At 67.8% G+C, this 21,144-nt stretch carries 14 protein-coding genes; 3 read left to right on the forward strand and 11 right to left on the reverse strand.

Annotated elements, in window-relative coordinates; genetic code table 11:
- Positions 1–210 precede the first annotated feature (210 nt).
- Positions 211–1,104, reverse strand: coding sequence for a DnaJ C-terminal domain-containing protein (locus NQ204_RS12510; RefSeq protein WP_116864651.1), 894 nt, complete (start codon positions 1,102–1,104; stop codon positions 211–213).
- Positions 1,105–1,330: 226 nt separating this feature from the next.
- Here NQ204_RS12510 and NQ204_RS12515 point away from each other — a divergent pair, with 226 nt between their 5' ends.
- Positions 1,331–1,813, forward strand: coding sequence for a peroxiredoxin (locus tag NQ204_RS12515; protein ID WP_116864652.1), 483 nt, complete (start codon positions 1,331–1,333; stop codon positions 1,811–1,813).
- A gap of 46 nt (positions 1,814–1,859) precedes the next feature.
- On the forward strand, positions 1,860–2,432 hold the full coding sequence (locus tag NQ204_RS12520; protein WP_150455411.1) for a ferritin-like domain-containing protein: 573 nt from the start codon (positions 1,860–1,862) through the stop codon (positions 2,430–2,432).
- Positions 2,433–2,477: 45 nt separating this feature from the next.
- On the opposite strand, the gene pbpC is transcribed toward NQ204_RS12520, so the two are convergent.
- From pbpC to prpB, 8 genes are all read right to left on the reverse strand, one after another.
- Entirely contained in the window at positions 2,478–4,859 is a 2,382-nt protein-coding gene (gene pbpC, locus NQ204_RS12525; protein WP_256644019.1) for a penicillin-binding protein 1C, read from the reverse strand.
- A gap of 79 nt (positions 4,860–4,938) precedes the next feature.
- A complete protein-coding gene (locus NQ204_RS12530) occupies positions 4,939–9,846 on the reverse strand; it encodes an alpha-2-macroglobulin family protein (protein WP_256644020.1) in 4,908 nt (1,635 codons plus the stop codon).
- Positions 9,847–10,003: 157 nt separating this feature from the next.
- Positions 10,004–11,464, reverse strand: coding sequence for a bifunctional 2-methylcitrate dehydratase/aconitate hydratase (locus NQ204_RS12535; RefSeq protein ID WP_256644021.1), 1,461 nt, complete (start codon positions 11,462–11,464; stop codon positions 10,004–10,006).
- A gap of 71 nt (positions 11,465–11,535) precedes the next feature.
- The gene (gene prpF / locus NQ204_RS12540) at positions 11,536–12,714 is read right to left on the reverse strand and encodes a 2-methylaconitate cis-trans isomerase PrpF (RefSeq protein WP_256644022.1); all 1,179 of its coding nucleotides are present in this window, start codon (positions 12,712–12,714) and stop codon (positions 11,536–11,538) included.
- Positions 12,715–12,745: 31 nt separating this feature from the next.
- On the reverse strand, positions 12,746–13,450 hold the full coding sequence (locus NQ204_RS12545; protein WP_256644023.1) for a hypothetical protein: 705 nt from the start codon (positions 13,448–13,450) through the stop codon (positions 12,746–12,748).
- 94 nt (positions 13,451–13,544) lie between these two features.
- A complete protein-coding gene (gene acnD, locus NQ204_RS12550) occupies positions 13,545–16,163 on the reverse strand; it encodes a Fe/S-dependent 2-methylisocitrate dehydratase AcnD (protein ID WP_256644024.1) in 2,619 nt (872 codons plus the stop codon).
- 97 nt (positions 16,164–16,260) lie between these two features.
- Positions 16,261–17,418 carry a bifunctional 2-methylcitrate synthase/citrate synthase gene (gene prpC, locus NQ204_RS12555; protein WP_256644025.1) on the reverse strand — a complete coding sequence of 386 codons (1,158 nt, stop codon included), beginning with the start codon at positions 17,416–17,418 and terminating at the stop codon, positions 16,261–16,263.
- Between the two features lie 36 nt (positions 17,419–17,454).
- On the reverse strand, positions 17,455–18,348 hold the full coding sequence (gene prpB, locus NQ204_RS12560; RefSeq protein WP_256644026.1) for a methylisocitrate lyase: 894 nt from the start codon (positions 18,346–18,348) through the stop codon (positions 17,455–17,457).
- Between the two features lie 153 nt (positions 18,349–18,501).
- Between prpB and prpR the strand changes: the two genes are divergently transcribed.
- On the forward strand, positions 18,502–20,085 hold the full coding sequence (gene prpR / locus NQ204_RS12565) for a propionate catabolism operon regulatory protein PrpR (RefSeq protein WP_256644027.1): 1,584 nt from the start codon (positions 18,502–18,504) through the stop codon (positions 20,083–20,085).
- A gap of 57 nt (positions 20,086–20,142) precedes the next feature.
- On the opposite strand, the gene NQ204_RS12570 is transcribed toward prpR, so the two are convergent.
- On the reverse strand, positions 20,143–20,301 hold the full coding sequence (locus tag NQ204_RS12570; protein ID WP_256644028.1) for a hypothetical protein: 159 nt from the start codon (positions 20,299–20,301) through the stop codon (positions 20,143–20,145).
- A 209-nt stretch (positions 20,302–20,510) separates the two neighbouring features.
- The gene (gene pdxH, locus NQ204_RS12575; protein WP_256644029.1) at positions 20,511–21,110 is read right to left on the reverse strand and encodes a pyridoxamine 5'-phosphate oxidase; all 600 of its coding nucleotides are present in this window, start codon (positions 21,108–21,110) and stop codon (positions 20,511–20,513) included.
- Positions 21,111–21,144: the final 34 nt, after the last annotated feature.

Genomic DNA, 21,144 nt, shown 5'->3' on the forward strand with positions numbered 1-21,144 from the left:
CGGGGGGCGGGCGGGCGGGGGGGGGGGGGGGGGGGGGGGGGGCGGGGGTGTGTAGGCAGGGGGGTGGGGGGGCGCCGGGCGCCGCCGCCCCCCCCCCCCCCCGCCCCCCCCCCCCCCCCGACTCTACATGCCAAAACCGCCGGGCATGGCCCGGCGCTACCCTCAGATCGTTTCGCCGACGGCGCACGCCGCCGGCGCTCCTCCGGCCTGTCAGATCGTTTCGCCGAAGGCCTTTGCCAGGTTCCGGTACGCCTTCTTCTGCGCCTCGTCGGTTGCCGCCGGGGCCACGATCTCCAGCTCGACGATCTGGTCGCCATCCGGGCTGCCCGGCAGGCCGCGGCCGCGCAGGCGCAGCTTGCGGCCGGCATCGGAATCGGCCGGGATCTTCAGTTCCACTGCACCGCCCAGGGTCGGCACGCTGATGCTGGTGCCCAGCGCCGCCTGCCACGGCGTCACCGCCAGGGTGTAGAGGATATTGCGGCCATCGACCTCGAACTGCGGGTGGGCGGCGTATTCCACTTCCAGCAGCAGGTTGCCACCGTGGGTGCCCTGCCCTGACAGGCGGATCACCTGGCCCGGGTGGATGCCCTTGGGCACGCGCACGTCCAGCTGCTTGCCGTTGACGGTGATGCGCAGGCTGTCGCCGCCGTAGGCCGCTTCCAGCGGCACCGACAGCTTGGCCCGGGTATCGCGGTTGGGCGCCTGGCCGTGGCTGCTGAAGCCCGGGCCGGGGCCCGCGCCCTGGCCGCCACGCTGGCGCGCGAACAGGCTTTCGAAGAAATCGCTGAAGCCGCCGCCGGCACCACCGCCGCCGAACACTTCCTCGAAATTGAAGCCACCGGCACCGCCGTAGTTCGGCGGCACGTTGAATTCCTCGCCCGGGCGGTAGCCCTGCGCGCGCAGCTGGTCATAGGCCGCGCGCTTTTCCGGATCGCGCAGCGCCTCGTAGGCCTCGTTGACCGCCTTGAACTTGTCTTCGGCGCCAGCCTCCTTGCTCACGTCCGGGTGGTACTTGCGCGCCAGCCGCCGGTAGGCGGTCTTGATCTCGGCCTCGCCCGCACTCGGTTCCACCCCCAGGGTGGCGTAGTAATCCTTGAATTCCATCCAGCTACCTCGATCTGCTTCGGCCGCGCCGGTGGCGCCGCCCCGGGTTCATTCTACGCGCCGGCATGCTACGCCGCTGCCCGTGCGGCGCCGGTGACGCCGACTGATCCAGCGCAATGCAGCTGCTGTGGCCCTGCCCCAGGATGGGGTGGGCACACCCGGTTTCCAATGTCTTGACGCCACCGTCCCATCTGCCCCACTAGCCTGTCCGCAGCAAGGAGTTCCCATGACGATCCACGTCGGCGACCGTATTCCGGAAGTGACCCTCAAGCGCATTGGCGAGGGCATCGAAACGCTGGACACCCGTGCCCTGTTCGACGGGCGCCGGGTGGTCCTGTTCGCCGTGCCCGGCGCCTTTACCCCGACCTGCTCCGCCCGTCACCTGCCCGGCTTCGTCGAAAAGTTCGCGGCATTCCGCCAGCGTGGCATCGACGTGTACTGCATGGCGGTCAACGATCCGTTCGTGATGAAAGCCTGGGCCGCCGACCAGCACGTGCCCGAGGGCCTGCTGATGCTGTCCGACGGCAATGCCGAACTGACCCGTGCACTGGGCCTGGAGCTGGATGCCAGCGCCTCGGGCATGGGCATCCGTTCGCGTCGGTTCGCCCTGTACGTCGACGACGGCGTGGTCCGCGCCGCCTGGATCGAGGCGCCCGGCCAGTTCGAGGTGTCCTCGGCCGACCATGTGCTGGAGCACCTCCCCGTTTGATCCCATCCACGTTTACCCCCCACAGATAAAAGGAAATCGGCCAGCCATGTCCAAAAAGCCAGCCAACCAGCCCCACCCCGCAAAGCCCAATGGCATCACCGATCGTGAAACCCTGCGTGAACGCGCGCGCCGGAATATCGAGGATGGTGCCATCACCGAGAGCTACAGCGCGGACCGCGAAGAGGTCATCAAGCTGCTGAACGATGCCCTTGCCACTGAATACGTCTGCGTGCTGCGGTATTACCGCCATTACTACATGGCCAAGGGAATGCTGGCCGATGCGGTCAAGGCCGAGTTCCTCGAACACGCGCATCAGGAACAGGACCACGCCGGCAAGCTGGCCGAGCGCATCGTGCAGCTGGGTGGCGAACCTGACTTCAACCCGGACACACTGACCGCGCGCTCGCATGCCGAGTACAAGGAGGGCAGCGACCTCCGCGACATGGTGCGTGAAAATCTCGTGGCCGAGCGCATCGCCATTGACAGCTACCGCGAGATGATCAACTTCATCGGCGACCGCGATACCACCACCAAGCGCATCCTGGAGGACATCCTGGCGCAGGAGGAGGAGCATGCCGACGAGTTTGCCGACCTGCTGGAAGGCTGGATCGGGGAATGATCGGGTAAACGCGGTCACGCCGGTAGCGCCGGGCCATGCCCGGCGTCAACGGATGACCGTGAACCGCACCTGCGTCCACGCGCCATCGGTGGCCAGTGCGGTCAGCGTGTGCGCGCCAGGATCGGCGAACTCGCGCTGCATCAGTTGCGCACCGTGGGTGCGGGCAATCCAGCGGCCATCCAGCAACCAGTCCACCGCCTGTTCGCTGCCCAACGCGCGCAGCTGCAGGCGCACGCCGTGCTCGGCATTGGGTGCCCGCGCCAATGCCGCGCCATCGTTCAGACCATCCACGTGCAGAGCCACGCTTGCGTCGCGGCCATCGTCGCGGCAGTCGATAGCCAGAGGCGGCAGCTGCGAGGCATCACGCGTGGCTTTGGGCAGCCACGGCGACAGCAGCGCCGGCCAGCGCGCGATCTCGCGCTCGACTTCCGTGTGCGGCGTGCTGCAGTCGGCAGACAGCCGCTGGCCGGTGCGCGCGTCGGCCATGTAACGCTGGCGGCCCGGCTGCCAACGGCGCGCCTCGCGCTCAGGGAAGGTCGGCGGCACGCCACCATCCAGCAGCCAGGCCGGCATGCGACGCTGGCACAGCGCGGCCGGCAACGATTCGGCCAGTCCGCCGGTGGGCCAGCACACATCGGCGCGGCTGACGCTGGCCGGCATCGGCGCGGCGGCGGCATCGCCGGGATGGCGCGGCAGGCTGTCCACTACTTCGAACATCAGCGGCAATGCAGTGACCGCGCCGTACTGACCCGGCAGCGGCGTGCCATCGGGACGCCCCACCCACACGCCTACCGTGTAGTGGCGCGTGCTGCCGATCGCCCACGCGTCGCGGTAGCCGTAGCTGGTGCCGGTCTTCCAGGCCACGCGCGGGCGGCCGCCGACATCGAAGGTGCCCACGCCATAGCCCGGGCGCGGATTGGATTCGAGCATCTCGCGCACGATCCAGCTGGCCCCGGGCGAGGCCAGGCGCCGCTCGATCATCGGCTCGTGGTCGGTGTAGCGCACGCGCCCGGCGATGCCGTTGCGATTGAGCGCGGCGAAGGCGCCGACCAGATCCTCCAGCCGCGCACCGGTGCCGCCAAGGATCAGCGACAGGTTCGGCGAACTGCCTGGCGGGAAGCGCAGCTGGATGCCCGCGTGCGAGAGGCGCGCGGCGAAACGCGCCGAGCCCACCCGCTGCAGCAGGTCCACCGCTGGCACGTTCAGCGACAGGCGCAACGCGCTCGATGCACCGACCGGCCCGTTGAAGGCTTCATCGAAGTTGCCCGGCCGATAGCTGCCGAAACTCTGCGGCGCATCCACCAGCAGGCTTTCCGAATGGATCAGGCCATCGTCCAGCGCCATCGCGTACAGGAAGGGCTTGAGCGTGGAGCCGGGTGAGCGCCAAGCCTGCACCATGTCGACGTGGCCCAGGCGCTGGCGGTCGCCGAAGGCCAGCGTGCCGACATAGGCACGGGCCTGCAGGGTCTGGTTGTCGACCACCAGCAGGGCGGCCGAGGTGCGTTCGGGCAACGTGGAGAAATAGCTGGCCACGCGCTCTTCCAGCGTGCGCTGCAGGTCCAGGTCGATGCTGCTCTGGATGCGCGCCTGGCCCGGGTGCGCGGAATGCAACCGCTGCGCCAGCAGTGCCGCATGCATCGGCGGACGCAGCGAGCGCGCGACCACGTTCTCGATACGCGCGTCCTCCACCTCTTCCGGCGTCCACACGCCGAGCTCGGCCATGCGCGCCAGCACCTTGTCGCGCGCATTCTGCGCCGCTTCCGGATGGCGGTCCGGGCGCAGCCGGCTCGGCGCCTGCGGAAGCACCGCGAGCAGCGCGGCTTCGGCATGCGACAGCTGGGTGGCCGGTTTGCCCAGATAGGCCCAGCTGGCCGCTTCCACGCCCTCGATGGTGCCGCCGTAGGGCGCGCGTTCCAGGTACAGCGCGAGGATCTGCGCCTTCGACAGGTGCACTTCCAGCTGCACCGCGCGCAGCATCTGCTTGAGCTTGCCCCACGGGGTGCGCGAATGCGGATCGAGGATGCGCGCCACCTGCATGGTGAGCGTCGAACCGCCCGACACGATGCGGCCGCCGCGCAGCAGCTGGCCGCTGGCACGCAGGATCGCCAGCGGGTTGATGCCGGGGTGTTGCCAGAACCAGCGGTCTTCGTAGGTCAGCAGCGCCTGCAGGTACAGCGGCGAGACGCTGTCGGCCGAGGCCGGGTAACGCCACACGCCTTCGGCATCGGCGAAGGCGCGCAGCGGGCTGCCATCAGCGGCCACCACCAGGGTACTGGTATCGCGCTGCTTCGGCAGCGGCGGCGGGAACGCGAAATCCAGGCCCAGCAGCAGGACCAGCAGCGCCGCCGTGCCCCAGCGCAGCCAGGGCCACAGCGGCTGCAGCCGGCGGCGCAGGGCCGCCCGCCGGGTCGTCCCGTCGTTCTTCATTGCAGCGTGCCGGATTGGAGCGTGCCTGATTGCAGCTCGTCGGAGGGACGGGCCGCGCCGTCGCGGCCCGTCCGCGCGGTCACGGCTGGACCACCGTGATCGTGGTCGGGTTGCTGCGGCCCACGCCACGCAGCTGCGGGCGGTACATGTCTTCCACCAGCGGCGGCGGCACCGAGTAGGTGCCCGGGGTCACCGCACGCACCAGGTAGAACACGTTGGCCTTGCCACCACGCGACAGCTTCAGCGCGGCCACGTAGCGGTCGTCGCGGAACTCCTCGTGCTTGGTGTCCGCGGCCGAGCTGCGGTCGCTGATGGTGATGCCATCGACCACCACGTCGGCCCACTGCTTGGCGTCGCCCAGGTTGAAGTTCTCGATCTCCAGGCCGGCCGGCAGCAGGTCGGTCAGCAGCGCATCGGGCATCTGCGTATCGGCACTGATGGTGATGCGCACGATCAGCGCTTCGCCTTCCTTCAGCGGGCGCGGCGTCCACGGCTTGCCATCGGTGCCGAAGTAGGTCCGCTCGACGCCCAGCACGCTGTTGTCCGGTGCCGGCGCGCTGCGCGGGATGCCGGCCACGTCGATGCTGGCGAACATCGGCGGCTGGCCCTGCGGGGTGAAGCGCACCCCGCTGGCGAGTTCGCTGCCGGTGAAGTTGCGGCCGAACAGCTTGCGCTCGCCGATGGCTTCGCTGTTGCCGCCGATCACCAGTTCACCGGCCACCAGTGCCTTCTGGTTGGCGGCCAGGGCCTTGCCGAGGCGGGCGATCGCCACCTGCTCCTGGGTGCTCAGCCACATCCAGCCGGCATTGCGGCGTGCATCCAGGCCACGGCCGAGATCGACCGCGCGTGCATCCCAGGCCGGCTTGGCCAGCTTGTTTTCATGGGTCAGCGCGATCATCAGCGCGTCATCGCGGATGGCGCTGCCGTAATCGCCGAAGTACGACGGACGTTCGCTGCTGGACTTGGCGAAGCCGGCAGCAATCGCCGCCTGGCCACGCTTGGCATCACCCTGCAGCGACAGCGCCACGCCCAGGTGGACCAGCGACAGGCCACCGACCGCCTTGCCGCGCTCGTTGTCGTACAGCGTGCGCAGGGTGCCCAGCGGCGCGCGGTTGACGCGGGCCAGCACGTACCCGGAATACGCCTGGTTGGCGAACTTCAGCTTCTCGCGGTCATCCTGGCCGTAGAACTGGTTGCCGCCGGACAGCAGGTCCTCGCTGAGGCGGTTGAGCGCCTTCTGCAGCACGTTGTCCGGCACGGCAAAGCCACCGTCCTTGGCATCGAGCAGGAACTCGGTGATGTACGGGGTCAGCCACGGGTTCACGTAGCCGTCGTCACCCCACATCGAGAAGTTGCCATTGGCCACCTGCATCGACGCCAGGCGGCCGAACGCGCCTTCCATGCGCTCGCGGCGGGTCTTGGCATCCAGGCCGTCGGTGCCGAGCATCGACGACGTCGCCTGGTCCAGGATCAGCGCGGCGTAGCCCTTGCTGGTGGTCTGTTCGGCACAGCCGTAGGGATAGTTCAGCGCGCCCTGCAGGGCACTGGCGAACGGGATCGGCGGCAGCGGGCTGACCAGCAGGCGCGCGTTGACCGACTCGGCCATCAGGCCATCGGCCAGGCCGCCATCCAGGCTGACCGCGGCCAGCGGATCCAGCGTGCGCACCTGCGAACGGATCACCTGCGGCCACGCCGCACGCACCGGCAGGTCATAGCGGCGGTCGGCCTTGAAGCCGTTGCCATCCACGCGCACCCGCACCTTGGCCACGCTGTTGCCCTCGCGCGCCGACAGCGGGAAGCTCAGCGTGGTCTTGGCATCGACGTTCAGCTGCACGCTGCGGCTGCCCTCGCCCAAGCCCAGCGGGCCTTCGGTGTCCACCTGCACGTTGAACTGGCCGGGCTTGCCGGTGAAGTTCTGCACGTCCAGGGTGACGGTGCTGCGGTCACCCGGGGCGAGCACGCGCGGCATGCTGGCCTCGGCCAGGATCGGCGCGCGCACGATGGTTTCCACATCACGCTTGCCGTACTGGTCATCGCTGTAGACCAGCGCCGACACGCGCAGGGTGCCGTTGAAATCGGGCACCTTCAGGCGGATGCGCGCATTGCCCTTGGCATCGAGCTGCACCGGGCCGGAGAACAGGTCCACGGTCTGCACGCGCGCGGTCGGACGCTTGGCCTGCGGCAGCGCCTGCAGGGCCATGTCGCCGCCGAACTTCAGCTTGCCGCTGCTGCCGTCGAAGCTTTCGATCACCCGGCTGTAGATGTCGTAGGCATCGATGCCGAGGCGACGCTGGGCGAAGAAGTGCGCACCGGCATCGGGCACCGGGAAGCGGGTGATGTTGAGGATGCCCACGTCCACCGCCGACACGGTGACGTGCGCGGTCTTGCCGGCCAGCTGCGGTGCGCTGACCGTCACCGGCAGGTCCTGTTCCGGGCGCATCTGCTTGGGCGCCACCAGGCCCACGGCCACGGTGCGGCCCTTGCGGTCCATCGGGACGTGCACCACGCCCACGGCGCGGGCCGGGGTGATCTTGCTGGGCGCGCTGCCGCCACGGAACACCAGCGCGGTGATGTAGACGTCGTGGCGCTCCCAGTCAGCGGTGACCGGGATCTTGTAGGTGGCACCCGGCCTGGCGTCGATCTCCTGCACGTACAGCATGCGGTCGCTCTCGACCATCAGGATGCCCTTGCCGGCGTGCGGCGGGGTCACCGTCACCTGCAGGGTGTCGCCGGCCTTGTAGCCGGTCTTGTCCAGGCCCAGCTTGACCTTGTCAGGGCGTGCATCGAGGCCGCGGTTGTCATCGCCCCAGCTCCAGCCGGCGCGGAACGGATAGCGGCTGGTCAGGCCGGTGGACGGATCGAACACGTCCACCCGGTACTCGCCCCACTCCACCGGGAAATCGAAGGCGACCGCGCTGCTGCCGGCATCGACGGTGCGGGTTTCCTTGTTCTCGAAGCGGCGGGTGAAATCGTAGTCCCAGCGGTTGTCGTTGAAGGTCCAGTGGTAGTCGCGCAGTTCGCGCACCAGGGTCACCTTCAGGCCCTTGGCGGGCTGCGGCTTGCCGGCGGCATCGACGCGCATCAGCTCGAAGCGCGCGTTGCCGTTGGAATCGGCACCGTCCTCGGGGTTGAACAGCGGGCGCACGCCGACCAGCGCATTGGCCGGCCACATGACGCGCTTGAGGGTGCGGGTGACCGTGCGGCCACCGGTTTCGTACAGGCTGCCCGACAGCACCACGGCGATCGGCGCCTTGGCCTTGGCCGCCTCTTCCGGCAGCGCCACGTCTTCGCGCAGCTGGCCATTGTCCGGCAGCGTGGTGTCGACCACGTCCTTTGCTTCACGCGGCAGCTGCAGGGTCGGGTCACCGAAGAAATAACCCGGCAGGCCTTCCACCGGCTGCTGTTCGGCGGCCACGGCCAGGCGCGCGGTGAAGCGGTTGCCATCGGCCGGGGCGCCATACAGATAGGCACCATTGGCCTGCAGGCGCAGCTCCTCGCCCGGCTTCAGCGTCTTCTGCGCGCTGTCCAGGTCCAGCTTCATGCGCTCGGGCAGGAATTCCTCGATACGCAGGGTCATGCCCTGGATCGCTTCCTTGCTGGCCGGGTCGGTGCGGAATTCCACCTGCCAGCGTCCGGTCGGCGCCTCGGCGGGAATGGTCTGCTCGAAGTTGATGTAGCCCTGGTCGCCGGGCTGCAGACGGGTCTCGCGGAAGGTCTTGCCGTCGGGCTGCTTCAGGCGCAGGAACACCGGCTGGGCCTTCACCGGCTTGCCGTCGTTGTCGCGCAGCAGGGCCGACAGGCGCACGGTTTCACCGGGGCGGTACAGGTCGCGACCGGACCAGGCGTAGACGTCGAACCAGGCATTGTCACGACCGGCCACGGCGAATTCGCTCAGGTCCAGCGCCGGCTGGTTGAACGGCAGGAAGCTGGTGTCCTTGCCGCTGCTGGCCACCAGCACCTGGGTCGCGTCCAGGGTGTAGTTCAGCAGCGCGTTGCCGTTGCTGTCGGTGCTGCCCTTGAGCACCACCTCGCCCTTGGCGTCAAGCACGCGCAGGTTGACGTTCTTCAGCGCCGCACCGTCCTTCAGCGCGGCGGTATGGACGAACAGCTTGTCCTTGTAGGCACGGGTGTGCAGGCCGATGTCGCTGACCGAGAAGAAGGCGGTATCGAACTCGCCTTCGTAGTCACCGGTGCGCTTGAGCAGGGCGAAGTACAGGCCCGGCTCCTGCAGCTCCTTGATGTCCTGGGTCGGCAGGTAGGTCAGCACCCGCTCGTTCTGCTTGCCACCCAGGATGAAGCGGTTGACGTAGACCGGCTCGGCCAGCTTGTTGATCGGGCTGCGCTCGTAGTCGCTGCTCAGCTCCCAGCTGCCACGGCGGCCGCCGCGCTGGTACTGGCTGAAGAAGGTCGGCAGGTCCTTCTCGCGCACGCGCAGGAATTCGACGTCGACCTCCGGCACGTTCACCGACACCACCGGCAGGCCGCGGCTGTCCTTGGCCGGCAGCACGCTGCCCTGCGAGGCGAAACCGGCCACCGGCTTCAGCTCGCCGCTGAACACCTTCTGCTTCAGTTCCTTGCCCAGGCGGCTGCCGTCGGCGGCCAGCAGGTCTTCGGAGACGACCAGGCTGTATTCCTTGCCGGCTTCAACGAAGGGATAGCGCAGGGTCAGGCCGTCGTCGGACAGGGTCCAGCTGCTGTCGTCGGTGCCGACCTTCTGTTCGAAGCGCACCAGCGTGTCGAAGTCCTGGGTGCCGACCAGCGGGCGCGAGAACTCCAGCGCCAGCGACAGCCCCTCACTCTTCTGGTCCGGGTACGCGCGCAGCAGGGTGAAGTCCTTCACCTGCTCGGCCTTGGTGGCGATGGCTTCGCCGCTGGCCTTGGGCAGCTGCCCGCTGTCATTGCGACAACCGGCCAGGCCCAGCAAGAGGCCTCCTGCCAGCACAGCCGCCGCCCAACCCCACCGCTTCTGCCGTGCCGGACCGCTCATGTCGTCACTCCTTGATCGAGGCGGCCATTATAGGCGCGCCGCGTCAACGTGTTGACGCCCCGGCGGTCGGAATCGCGGGCGACCCGGAACCCGGTAGTCGCCAACCTTGGTTGGCGCCCTCCAATGCCAACCACGGTTGGCATCTACCAAAGCGGCCTCACCCGGGCAGGTACAGGTCCATGTAATCGGTCACCGGCATCGCGGCCAGCGCCACCGGGTCCAGCGAGGCGGCCAGGATGCGCTGCTGCTGGGCGGTCGGGAACCGGTGGGCCAGGTGTCGACGGAACTTGTCCATCAGCAGCGGGATGCCCTCCTCCCGGCGCCGCGCATGCCCCAGCGGGTACTCCACCAGCACCTCGGGCAATTCACTGCCATCGCTGAGGCACACGCTCAGGCCGTTGGCGATGCTGCGTTTGTCCGGGTCCAGGTAGTCGGCGCTCAGCTGCGGATCTTCGTGGCAGGCCATCTTCGCGCGCAGCGCATCGATGCGCGGGTCGGCGGCCATGTCGTCCTCGTAATCTTCGGCGGTCAGCCGCCCGTGCAGCAGGGCGATGGCGACCATGTATTGCACGCAGTGGTCGCGGTCGGCGGGGTTATGCAGCGGCCCCTGCTTGTCGATGATGCGAATGCAGGCTTCCTGGGTGCGGATGTCGATGTGCGCGATGTCCTCGGCCGTACGCCCCAGCGCCCGCAGTTGCTGGTGCAGGGTGATCGCCGCTTCTACGGCAGTCTGCCCGTGGAACTCGGCCGGGTAGCTGATCTTGAACAGCACGTTCTCCATCACATAGCTGCCCAGCGGGCGGCCCAGGAGCAGCGGCTGGCCGTGCATGGATACCGCCTCGAAACCCCAGGCCGGTGCGCTGAGCACGCTGGGGTAGCCCATCTCGCCACTGGCCGCCATCAGCGCCAAGCGCACGCCGCGGCTGGTGGCATCCCCGGCCGCCCAGCTCTTGCGCGAACCGGTGTTGGGCGAATGCCGGTAGGTGCGCAGGGCCTGGCCGTCGACCCAGGCCAGCGACAGCGCATTGAGCATGCGCTCGCGGTCCAGCCCCAGCAGGTGCGCGACCACCGCCGTGGTGGCGACCTTGACCAGCACCACGTGGTCCAGCCCGACCCGGTTGAAGGAATTCTGCAGGGCCAGCACACCTTGGATCTCGTGTGCCTTGATCATCGCTTGCAGCACGACGTGCATGGTCGGCGGCGGCCGGCGCAGGGCCAGCGCATTGCGCCCCAGCCAGTCGCAGACGGCGAGGATGCCACCGAGATTGTCCGAAGGATGGCCCCATTCGGCCGCCAGCCAGGTGTCGTTGAAATCGAGCCAGCGCACCATCGCGCCGATGTTGAAGGCAGCCTGCACCGGGTCCAACACGTAATGCGTGCCGGGCACGCGCGCGCCATTGACCACGTGGATGCCCGGCACCAGTGGCCCCAGCAGCTTGCTGCAGGCCGGGAAGTACAGCGCCTCCAGGCCACAGCCGAGGGTATCGAGCAGGCAGTGGTGCGCGGTCTGGAACGCGACGGGCGAATCGATGCGGGCGTCGCGTACGTAACCGACGATGTCCACCAGCAGCGCATCCCATGCTGCACGCTCGTTGGAGGGGGTGTGGCTGCTGGACATCGTGGGTCTCCTCGCTGGGGTGCACGGTTGCCCGTGCCCCCTGCCAACCAAGGTTGGCATCTCCCAAAGCATCACTCGACCGGTACGCGCACCTTGCCTTCCATCAGCACGCGGGCGCTGCGGCTCATGATGGCCTTGGTCACCGTCCACTGGCCGTCAACGCGCCCGGCCTGGGCGCCCACGCGCAACGTGCCGGAGGGATGGCCGAAGGTCACCGCCTCGCGTTCGCCACCACCGGCCGCGCGGTTGACCAGGGTGCCCGGGACGGCCGCGGCAGTACCGATCGCGACGGCCGCGGTGCCCATCATCGCGTGGTGCAGCTTGCCCATCGACAGCGCGCGCGCGTGCAGGTCGATGGCCGAGGCCGGAATGGCCTTGCCGCTGGACGACACGTAGTCCTGCGCCGGCGCCACGAACGCCACCTTCGGCGTGTGCTGGCGGGTGGCGGCGTCCTCCAGCTTCGAGATCAGGCCCATGCGCAGCGCACCATGGGCGCGGATGGTCTCGAACTTCTGCAGTGCCGCCTTGTCTTCGTTGATCGCCGGCTGCAGCTCTGTGCCGGTGTAGCCCAGGTCGGCAGCGTTGAGGAAGATGGTCGGAATGCCTGCGGTGATCATCGTGACCTCGAAGCTGCCCACGTCCGGCACGTCCAGGGTATCGACCAGGTTGCCGGTGGGGAACATCGCACCGGCATCGCCGTCGTCGGACGGATCGATGAATTCCAGCTGGATCTCGGCGGCCGGGAAAGTCACGCCGTCAAGCTCAAAATCACCGGTCTCCTGTACTTCGCCATCGCGCATCGGCACGTGGGCGATGATGGTCTTGCCGATGTTGGCCTGCCAGATGCGCACAGTGCACAGGCCATCGCGCGGCACGCGGGCCGGATCGACCAGACCATTGGCAATGGCGAACGGGCCGACGGCGGTGCTGAGGTTGCCGCAGTTGCCGCTCCAGTCGACGAAGGCGGTGTCGATCGACACCTGGCCGTACAGATAATCCACGTCGTGGTCGGGTACCGAGGCGGTGGAGATGATCACGCACTTGCTGGTGCTGGACGTCGCGCCGCCCATGCCGTCTGTGTGCTTGCCATACGGGTCGGGCGAACCGATCACGCGCATCAGCAGCGCATCACGCGCGGCGCCGGGCGACTGCGCGGCTTCGGGAAGGTCCTGCAGGCGGAAGAACACGCCCTTGCTGGTGCCACCGCGCATGTAAGTGGCGGGAATACGGAGTTGGGGAAGGAAGGTCATGGAATTCTCGATTATGTAAGGAACACACGCATTACGCTGGTTGAACCCGCTGCCGACGGCGATCCGCGGCGGACGTCCCTTGCTGCCATCGGAACAGATACAGGATGACCAGTTTGGTACTGCCACTTACCACTGCCAGCAGCAGCAACGGCCATCCCATCCGGATGCCCATGGCGAAGGCAAATACGATCGTGGACAGGTCCATCAGCAGGATCAGCTGACTCATCCGCAGCGACACTGCACCGGTATGGCCATTGCGAAGGATCAACAGGATCTGATGCGTGTAGCCCTGCGCCAGCAAGGCAGTGATGGCCACGATCATCGCGCTGGCCACCCCCCTGCCCTCGTCCACGTGACGATCACCCCAGGCCAGACCGGCCAGCGCGCAGATCAGCAGCAGCACGGCTGCCAACACGCTGGTCGTGGCGGAGCGATTCCGTCGGTCGCGCCAGATCTCCACCAGGATGGCCATGACCAGCACCGACGCGAACAAGCGCGGCCAGACGATGAAGTGATTGAACGGCGTGACGCTGTAGCCATAGACGAAGAAGGACAGGTACGCCAGGAAGCTGACCGTGAATTGATTCAGCGACAGCACTGCGGTGGCGCTGTCAGTCGCGTCTGCACGTTCCCGACGGTTGCGCACCAAGCGCAACTGCGCGCCCACACCCAACAGGCTCAGCAGGATGAAGGCGGAGTTGACCGTACCTGCGATGTTGTAGAACGCAGTTCCCATGCAGATGGGGCAACGCCCCTCTCCTCCGTGACCACCGCCATGCGGGCCGAAGCCAGCATGGCGGCAACTCGACACGAGGCAGCTATCTGCTGCCTTACGCCACCTTGGCGCCTTCCAGGAAATCCTGGGCGAAGCGCTGCAGCACGCCGCCCGCCTCATAGATCGCCACTTCCTCGTCGCTGTCCAAGCGGCAGGTGACCGGCACGATCACGTCCTGGCCGTCGCGGCGATGGATGACCAGGGTCAGTTCGGCACGCGGGGTGCGTTCGCCGACCACATCGAAGGTCTCGGTGCCGTCGATGCCCAGGGTCAGGCGGGTGGTGCCCGGCTTGAACTCCAGCGGCAGCACGCCCATGCCGATCAGGTTGGTGCGGTGGATGCGCTCGAAGCCTTCGGCCACGATCGCCTCCACGCCGGCCAGGCGCACGCCCTTGGCGGCCCAGTCGCGCGAGCTGCCTTGGCCGTAGTCGGCGCCGGCGATGATGATCAGCGGCTGCTTGCGGTCCATGTAGGTCTCGATCGCTTCCCACATGCGCATGACCTTGCCTTCCGGCTCCACGCGCGCCAGCGAGCCCTGCTTCACGCTGCCGTCGTCGTTGCGCACCATCTCGTTGAACAGCTTCGGGTTGGCGAACGTGGCGCGCTGCGCGGTCAGGTGGTCACCGCGGTGGGTGGCGTAGGAATTGAAGTCCTCTTCCGGCAGGCCCATCTTCGCCAGGTATTCGCCCGCAGCGCTGGAGGCCATGATCGCGTTGGACGGCGACAGGTGGTCGGTGGTGATGTTGTCCGGCAGCACCGCCAGCGCGCGCATGCCGGACAGCGTGCGCTCACCGGCCAGTGCGCCCTCCCAATACGGCGGACGGCGGATGTACGTACTCTGCGGGCGCCAGTCGTACAGCGGGCTGACCGGTGCGCCGTTTTCCACGCGCACGTTGAACATCGGGTTGTAGACCTTGCGGAACTGCTCGGGCTTCACCGAGGCCTTCACCACGGCGTCGATCTCGGCGTCGCTCGGCCAGATGTCCTTCAGGCGCACCTCTTTGCCGTCGGCATCCACGCCCAGCACGTCCTTCTCGATGTCGAAGCGCACGGTGCCGGCGATGGCATAGGCGATCACCAGCGGCGGCGATGCCAGGAAGGCCTGCTTGGCGTACGGATGGATGCGGCCATCGAAGTTCCGGTTGCCCGACAGCACGGCCGTGGCGTACAGGTCACGGTCGATGATTTCCCGCTGGATCTTCGGGTCCAGCGCGCCGCTCATGCCGTTGCACGTGGTGCAGGCAAACGCCACGATGCCGAAGCCGAGCTGCTCCAGGTCCGGCAGCAGGCCGGATTCTTCCAGGTACAGCTGCACGGCCTTCGAACCCGGCGCCAGCGACGACTTCACCCACGGCTTGCGCTGCAGGCCGCGCGCATTGGCGTTGCGTGCCAGCAGTGCGGCGGCAATCACGTTGCGCGGGTTGGAGGTGTTGGTGCAGCTGGTGATGGCGGCGATGATCACCGCGCCATCGGGCATCAGGCCCTGCGCCTGCTCGGCCCTGCCCGCTTCCAGCTTGGCTTCGTCGGCGATGCCGCGCTCGGCCAGCTCGGCGGTGGCCACGCGCTTGTGCGGGTTGGACGGGCCGGCCATGTTGCGCCCCACGCTGGACAGGTCGAAGTGCAGCACGCGCTCGTACTTCGCGGTGGCCAGGTCATCGGCCCACAGGCCGGTGGTGCGCGCGTAGTTTTCCACCAGCGCCACCTGCGATTCCTCGCGACCGGTCAGGCGCAGGTAATCGATGGTCTGCGCATCGATGTAGAACATCGCGGCGGTCGCACCGTATTCGGGGCACATGTTGGAGATGGTGGCGCGGTCACCGATGGTCAGTGCCGCCGCACCCTCGCCGAAGAATTCGAGCCAGGCGCCGACCACGCGTTCCTTGCGCAGGAACTCGGTCAGGGCCAGCACCACGTCGGTGGCGGTGATGCCCGGCTGCGGGCGGCCGCTCAGTTCGACGCCGACGGTGTCGGGCAGGCGCATCCACGAGGCGCGGCCCAGCATCACGTTCTCCGCCTCCAGGCCGCCAACACCAATGGCGATCACGCCCAGCGCGTCCACGTGCGGGGTGTGGCTGTCGGTGCCCACGCAGGTATCGGGGAAAGCAACGCCGTCCTGCACGTAGACCACCGGCGACATCTTCTCCAGGTTGATCTGGTGCATGATGCCGTTGCCCGGCGGGATCACGTCCACGTTCTGGAACGCCAGCTTGGTCCAGTCGATGAAGTGGAAACGGTCTTCGTTGCGGCGATCTTCGATCGCGCGGTTCTTCTCGAATGCCTGCGGGTCGAAACCACCGCATTCCACCGCCAGCGAGTGATCGACGATCAGCTGCACCGGCACCACCGGATTGACCTTGGCCGGGTCGCCGCCCTTGTCGGCGATCGCATCGCGCAGGCCGGCCAGATCCACCAGCGCGGTCTGGCCGAGGATGTCATGGCAGACCACGCGCGCGGGGAACCACGGGAAATCCAGGTCGCGGCGGCGCTCGATCAGCTGCGCCAGCGAGTCACTGAGCGTGGCCGGATCGCAGCGGCGCACCAGGTTCTCGGCCAGCACGCGCGAGGTGTACGGCAGCGTGGCGTAGGCGCCGGGCTGGAGCGCGTCGACGGCGGCGCGCGCGTCGAAATAGTCCAGCGTGCTGCCGGGGAGGTTCTTGCGGTAATCGGTATTCATGGGCTGGCGGAGTACTTGAGGCGGGCCGGGTGCCGTCGAAGCGGCAACGAAGGCATCCGGCCGGCGCGCGGCCGGCCGGATGGGTACAGCAGGTGGATCAGGCGCGCTTGTCGATGGCGACGAACTCGCGATCTTCCGGGCCGGTGTAGTTGGCGCTCGGTCGGATGATCTTGCCGTCGATGCGCTGTTCGACGATGTGCGCGCTCCAGCCGGCGGTGCGGGCGATCACGAACAGGGGGGTGAACATCGCGGTCGGCACGCCCATCATGTGGTAGCTGACGGCGCTGAACCAGTCCAGGTTCGGGAACATCTTCTTGATGTCCCACATCACCGTCTCCAGGCGCTCGGCGATGTCGTACATCTTCATGCTGGACTGCTCTTCGGACAGCTCGCGGGCCACGTCCTTGATCACTTTGTTGCGCGGATCGGACACGGTGTAGACCGGGTGGCCGAAGCCGATCACCACTTCCTTGCGCTCGACGCGGGCCTTGATGTCTTCCTCGGCTTCATCGGGGTTGTCGTAGCGCTTCTGCACTTCGAACGCCACTTCGTTGGCGCCGCCGTGCTTGGGGCCGCGCAGTGCGCCGATGCCACCACAGATCGCGCTGTACATGTCGCTGCCGGTGCCGGCGATGACGCGGCAGGCGAAGGTCGAGGCGTTGAACTCGTGCTCGGCGTACAGGATCAGCGAGGTGTGCATCGCCTTCACCCACGAATCCTGCGGCTTGTCGCCGTGCAGCAGGTGCAGGAAGTGGCCACCGATGGAGTCGTCGTCGGTTTCCACATCGATGGCGCGGCCGTTGTGGCTCCAGTGGTACCAGTACAGCAGCATCGAGCCGAGGCAGGCCATCAGCTTGTCGGCGATGTCACGCGCGCCCGGATGGTTGTGGTCATCCTTTTCCGGCGCAACGCAGCCGAGCACGGACACGCCGGTGCGCATCACGTCCATCGGGTGCGCCGACGGCGGCAGTTCTTCCAGCGCGGCCTTCACCGCGGCCGGAATACCGCGCAGCGACTTCAGCTTGGCCTTGTAGCCCTTGAGCTCAGCGCGGGTCGGCAGCTTGCCGTGCACCAGCAGGTAGGCGATTTCCTCGAACTCGCTGGTGCTGGCCAGGTCCAGGATGTCGTAGCCGCGGTAATGCAGGTCGTTGCCGCTGCGGCCGACGCTGCACAGCGCGGTGTTGCCGGCGGCGGTGCCGGACAGGGCGACGGATTTCTTCGGCTTGAAGGTCGGGGTTGCGGTCGTATCGTTCATGTTTTCCCTCCGAAAACTGATGGTGCAGGGTACTGCTTATTTCTTGGCGGCGAACAGGGCGTCGAGCTGCTGTTCGAAGGCGTGGTAGCCGATGCGGTCATACAGTTCTTCACGCGTCTGCATGGCATCGACCACGCTGCGCTGGTGGCCGTCGCGGCGCACCGACTGGTAGACGTTCTCGGCCGCCTTATTGGCGGCGCGGAAGGCCGACAGCGGGAACAGCTGGATGGCCACGCCGGCCGAAGCCAGTTCGTCGCGGCTGAACAGCGGGGTGGCACCGAATTCAGTGATGTTGGCCAGCACCGGCACCTTCACCGCATCGACGAAGCGGCGGTAGGTGTCCAGGTCATAGGCGGCCTCGGCGAAGATGCCATCTGCACCGGCCTCGACGCAGGCGATGGCGCGCTCGATGGCCTTGTCCACGCCGTCCACCTGGATGGCGTCGGTGCGGGCGATCAGGAAGAAGTCCGGATCGGTCTTGGCATCGGCGGCGGCCTTCACGCGGTCGACCATTTCACTCTGCGAGACGATTTCCTTGCCCGGGCGGTGACCGCAGCGCTTGGCACCGACCTGGTCCTCGATGTGGCAGGCGGCCGCGCCGGCCTTGATCAGCGACTTCACGGTGCGGGCGATGTTGAACGCGCTCGGGCCGAAACCGGTGTCGATGTCGACCATCAGCGGCAGCTCGCAGACATCGGTGATGCGGCGCACGTCGATCAGCACGTCTTCCAGGGTGTTGATGCCCAGGTCCGGCAGGCCCAGCGAACCCGCAGCGACACCGCCGCCGGACAGGTAGATGGCGCGGAAGCCGGCGCGCTTGGCCAGCAGGGCGTGGTTGGCGTTGATCGCGCCGATCACCTGCAGCGGCGATTCGGCAGCCAGCGCCTCACGGAAGCGGGCACCGGCGGAAGAAGGAGCGGAAGCGGTCATGCGGCAATCCAGGTTGGGAACGGGATAGGGAGCGCAAACACCATGCCAAGCTGCAAGCGGTTGATTTCAAAGGCATGACCATGCCGCAAACATGAAACAAATGAAACATTGAAACGGATGTATCATGAAACATCGTTACCCATTGCCGCCGCCATGTACGTGCCCCGCTCGCCCCTGCGCCACGCTGATGCCGACCCCGGCCGCCCGGTCATCTGGACGGTCAGCGTCTCGCGCCTGACCGGCCTGCTCGGTGATGTCATCCCCGAGTTCGACCGTCGCGCGCGCATCGAGCAGATCAACCTCGGTTTCGAGGAAGCGGTGGATGTAATCGGCCAGCGCCTGCGCCGCGAGCACTGCGACGTGGTCATCGCCGGCGGCTCCAACGCGGCCTGGCTGCGCGGCCGGTTGGAACTGCCGCTGGTGCCGATCCAGGCCAACGGCTTCGACCTGATGGAGGCACTGGCCCGCGCCCGTCGCATCGCCCCGCGCATCGGCCTGGTCACCCACGCCAGCGACGTGCCGGTGTTCAGCAACTTCCAGCACAGCTTCGGCCTGGATATCGAGCACCGCCGCTTCGTCACCCGCGAAGATGCGCGCGACTGCATCGCCGACCTGCGCGCCAACGGCATCGAGGTGATCGTCGGCACCGGCATGGCCATCGACCACGCCGAACAGATGGGCCTGCCCGGCGTGTTGCTGTACTCGGCCGATTCGGTACGGCACGCGTTTGAACATGCGCTGGAGCTGACCCAGGCGCTGGCCCGCTCCGGCGGCAGCCGCCCGGTCGCGCGCCGCCGCTCTGCCCCGCGCAGCGATGCGCACGCCCTGCTCGGCGACAGCGAGGCGATGGCCCAGGTGCGCGCGCAGATCGCGCTGTATGCACCGCATGACAGCACCGTGCTGGTCACCGGCGAAACCGGCACCGGCAAGGAACTGGTTGCGCGCCAGCTGCACGCGGCCAGCGGCCGCCGAGGCCGCTTCGTCGCGCTGAACTGCGGTGCGATCAGCGAGTCGCTGCTGGAAGCGGAGCTGTTCGGCTACAGCGATGGCGCCTTCACCGGCGCGCGGCGCGGTGGTCGCGTCGGCCTGGTCGAGGCCGCAGACGGCGGCACCCTGTTCCTCGATGAGATCGGCGAGCTGCCGTTGCCACTGCAGACCCGCCTGCTGCGGGTGCTGGAGGAGCGCGAGGTCCTGCGCGTAGGTGCCACCGAACCGACGCCGGTGGACCTGCGCGTGGTTGCCGCGACACTGCAATCGCTGGAACAGCGCGCCGCGGCTGGCAGCTTCCGCCGCGATCTGTATTACCGCCTGGCCGCGCTGCGCATCGCCCTGCCCTCGCTGCGTGCGCGGCGCGCGGATATCCCCTTGCTGGCACAGCACTTCTTCCGCCAGCTGCGCGGCGTCGATGCACCGCTGGACGAGGCGGCAATGAGCGTACTGACCGCCGCCGGGTGGCCCGGCAACGTGCGCGAACTGCGCAACCTGGTGGATCGCCTGCGCATCCACTGGCAGCCGGGCGAAGGGCTCATCGATGCCACGCGCCTGCTGCAGCTGGCGCCAGAGCTGGTGAATGAAGGTGCCGCCGCGTTGCTGGTGGAAATCAACGGCAAGCGCCCGCCGCGTGCGCAGCTGGAGGCACTGCTGCAGGAACACCGCAATGACCGCGAGGGCATGGCGCAGGCGCTGGGCGTATCACGCACCACGCTGTGGCGCTGGCTGCGCGCGGAGGGGTTGTAGAGCCGAGCCCATGCTCGGCTGATATTCCCGCGGAAGCAGCCGAGCATGGGCTCGGCTCTACAACGGCAGCCCGCCGGCCAGCAGCAGCTCGATCTCCTCCACCTGCACCACCGGCACCCGCCACGGATGATGCGGCACGATGCCCTGCTCCAAGATGCGCTGCAGCCGCTGCGTATCCCGAGGCAGACAGAACTCCAGGCGCACGCTGTCGACCACTTCGGTGCGTCCTTCCTCCCCCTGGACGGGCGACGCACCCACCCGCGGGCGGAACTGCTCGCACCCGGCGCCGACCACCACATACCGCGCTCGTAGTCGCCGGCCGCCAGCGCGTCCACTGCGAGGATACCCTGCTTCACCGCGTCCAATGCTGCCGGCGGCACGAACACCACCACGCGGTACAGCGGCAGGCGTTGCATCGGGTTGCCTCAGGGATACAGCAGCCGCTTGCTCCAGCGCCCTTCGGCACCGGCGTCGTAGCACCAGCGCTCGTGCAGGCGGAACTGCGCGCCGTACCAGAACTCGATGCGGTCCGGCACTACGCGCAGGCCGCTCCAGCCGTCCGGACGCGGTACGTCCCTGCCCTCGAAACGGGCTTCGACCTCGGCCACGCGCGCATCGAACTCCTCGCGCGTCGCCAGCGTCTTCGACTGCAGCGACGCCCATGCGCCGATCTGGCTCATGCGCGGGCGGCTGGCGAAATAGGCATCAGCCTCGGCATCGGCCACCTGCTCCACGCGCCCTTCGATGCGCACCTGGATGCCGGCCTCGCGCAGGCTGCGCCACAGGAACAGCAGCGCCGCCTGTGGATTGGCCTGCAGTTCGTTGCCCTTGTGGCTGCCCAGGTGGGTGTAGAACACGAAGCCGCGCTCGTCGAACGCCTTCAACAAGACGGTGCGCGCCGACGGCCGGCCCTGCGTATCAGCAGTGGCCACGGTCATCGCGTTGGGCTCGACCTCGCGGCTGTGCTTCGCCTCTTCGAACAGGGCGGCAAAGGTGGACAGGGCTTCAGCGTAAAGGTCGCTCATGGTTCGCTTCTTCTCACAAGGATTGGGCTATTGT

Origin of the sequence: Stenotrophomonas testudinis (genome assembly GCF_024499815.1) — a bacterium.
Lineage (GTDB): Bacteria > Pseudomonadota > Gammaproteobacteria > Xanthomonadales > Xanthomonadaceae > Stenotrophomonas.

Coding starts and splice junctions, on each gene's coding strand:
- NQ204_RS12510 (WP_116864651.1), bottom strand. CDS start 1,104: ATGGAATTCAAGGATTACTACGCCACCCTGGGGGTGGAACCGAGTGCG.
- NQ204_RS12515 (WP_116864652.1), top strand. CDS start 1,331: ATGACGATCCACGTCGGCGACCGTATTCCGGAAGTGACCCTCAAGCGC.
- NQ204_RS12520 (WP_150455411.1), top strand. CDS start 1,860: ATGTCCAAAAAGCCAGCCAACCAGCCCCACCCCGCAAAGCCCAATGGC.
- pbpC (WP_256644019.1), bottom strand. CDS start 4,859: ATGAAGAACGACGGGACGACCCGGCGGGCGGCCCTGCGCCGCCGGCTG.
- NQ204_RS12530 (WP_256644020.1), bottom strand. CDS start 9,846: ATGAGCGGTCCGGCACGGCAGAAGCGGTGGGGTTGGGCGGCGGCTGTG.
- NQ204_RS12535 (WP_256644021.1), bottom strand. CDS start 11,464: ATGTCCAGCAGCCACACCCCCTCCAACGAGCGTGCAGCATGGGATGCG.
- prpF (WP_256644022.1), bottom strand. CDS start 12,714: ATGACCTTCCTTCCCCAACTCCGTATTCCCGCCACTTACATGCGCGGT.
- NQ204_RS12545 (WP_256644023.1), bottom strand. CDS start 13,450: ATGGGAACTGCGTTCTACAACATCGCAGGTACGGTCAACTCCGCCTTC.
- acnD (WP_256644024.1), bottom strand. CDS start 16,163: ATGAATACCGATTACCGCAAGAACCTCCCCGGCAGCACGCTGGACTAT.
- prpC (WP_256644025.1), bottom strand. CDS start 17,418: ATGAACGATACGACCGCAACCCCGACCTTCAAGCCGAAGAAATCCGTC.
- prpB (WP_256644026.1), bottom strand. CDS start 18,348: ATGACCGCTTCCGCTCCTTCTTCCGCCGGTGCCCGCTTCCGTGAGGCG.
- prpR (WP_256644027.1), top strand. CDS start 18,502: ATGTACGTGCCCCGCTCGCCCCTGCGCCACGCTGATGCCGACCCCGGC.
- pdxH (WP_256644029.1), bottom strand. CDS start 21,110: ATGAGCGACCTTTACGCTGAAGCCCTGTCCACCTTTGCCGCCCTGTTC.